Source organism: Halomonas maura, from assembly GCF_030409305.1.
GTDB classification, from domain to species: domain Bacteria; phylum Pseudomonadota; class Gammaproteobacteria; order Pseudomonadales; family Halomonadaceae; genus Halomonas; species Halomonas maura.
Genome location: NZ_JAUFPQ010000022.1, coordinates 1 through 1122, shown reverse-complemented (window position 1 = coordinate 1122; position 1122 = coordinate 1). Strand labels below are relative to the sequence as shown.

Annotated in this window: 3 protein-coding genes; all 3 read left to right on the top strand. The window is 69.2% G+C overall.

The genetic code is table 11. The features are described 5' to 3' along the window. Positions 1-182: pyruvate kinase alpha/beta domain-containing protein (locus QWY76_RS14755; RefSeq protein WP_290312057.1), on the top strand; the 182-nt coding region annotated here is incomplete at its 5' end. Beyond that, complete coding sequence (locus QWY76_RS14750; protein WP_290312056.1) at positions 175-654, top strand: methylglyoxal synthase; 480 nt, start codon at positions 175-177, stop codon at positions 652-654. The genes QWY76_RS14755 and QWY76_RS14750, both read left to right, overlap by 8 nt. 52 nt (positions 655-706) lie before the next feature. Then, positions 707-1122 (top strand): phosphoglucose isomerase-related protein (locus tag QWY76_RS14745; protein WP_494337412.1); only part of this gene is annotated, 416 nt, incomplete at its 3' end.

Sequence of the window (1122 nt, the reverse complement as noted above, 5' to 3'; positions counted from 1 at the left end):
TGCCCTTCGACACCAGCGCGATGAGCGCCACCGAGCTCAACGACCGCGCCCTGGCGCTGCTGATGGCGCAGGGCATCGCCGAGCCGGGCGATCACGTGATCCTCACCCGCGGCGATCACATGAACGCCCACGGCGGCACCAACACCCTGAGGATCCTCGAGGTGGAGACACGGCATGAGTGAGATCCGTCCGCGGCGGAACGTCCGCCGCACCCTGCCGGCCCGCAAGCGCATCGCCCTGATCGCCCACGATGGCAAGAAGGACGAGATGCTCGACTGGGCCGGACGTTGGCAGGACACCCTGGCCCGGCACCGGCTGGTCGGCACCGGCACCACCGCGACCCGAATCGCCGGGCAGCTGGGGCTCGAGGTGGAGCCCCTGATGAGCGGCCCGCTGGGCGGCGACCAGCAGATCGGCGCGCGCATCGCCGAGCAGGGCCTCGACCTGCTGATCTTCTTCTGGGATCCCTTCGCCCCCCAGCCCCATGACCCCGACGTCAAGGCCCTGCTGCGCCTGGCGGCCCTGTGGAACATCCCGGTGGCCTGCAATCCGGCGAGCGCCGATTTCCTGATCAGCTCGCCCTGGCTCGACCAGGACTACGAGATGAGCATCCCCGATGCCGGGGGCTGGATCTCGGATCGCAGCAGCAGCTGATCGCGACGTCACCGACGACACGACACAACAGCACAACCGAGAGGGACACCGCATGTTCCAGCTCACCCGCAGCATCACCTGGCAGGCGCTGACGCGCCTGCAGGCCGACACCGCCGGCGACCGCATCGCCGACTACTTCGCCGCCGACCCGACGCGCTTCGACAAGATGAGCCTGCGCGTCGGCGGGCTGTTCCTCGACTACTCCAAGCACCTGATCTCCGACGCCGTGCTCGACAAGCTCCTCGAGCTCGCCGACCACTCGGCCCTGGTGCAGCGCCGTGCCCAGATGTTCTCCGGCGACATCATCAATGTCACCGAGGACCGCCCGGTGCTGCACACCGCCCTGCGCAACCTCGGCGAGGGCCCGCTGATGGTCGACGGCCAGGACGCGATGCCCGAGATCCACCGCACCCGCGAGCAGATCCAGCGCTTCTCCGAGGCGGTGCGCAGCGGCGAATGGAAGGGCCA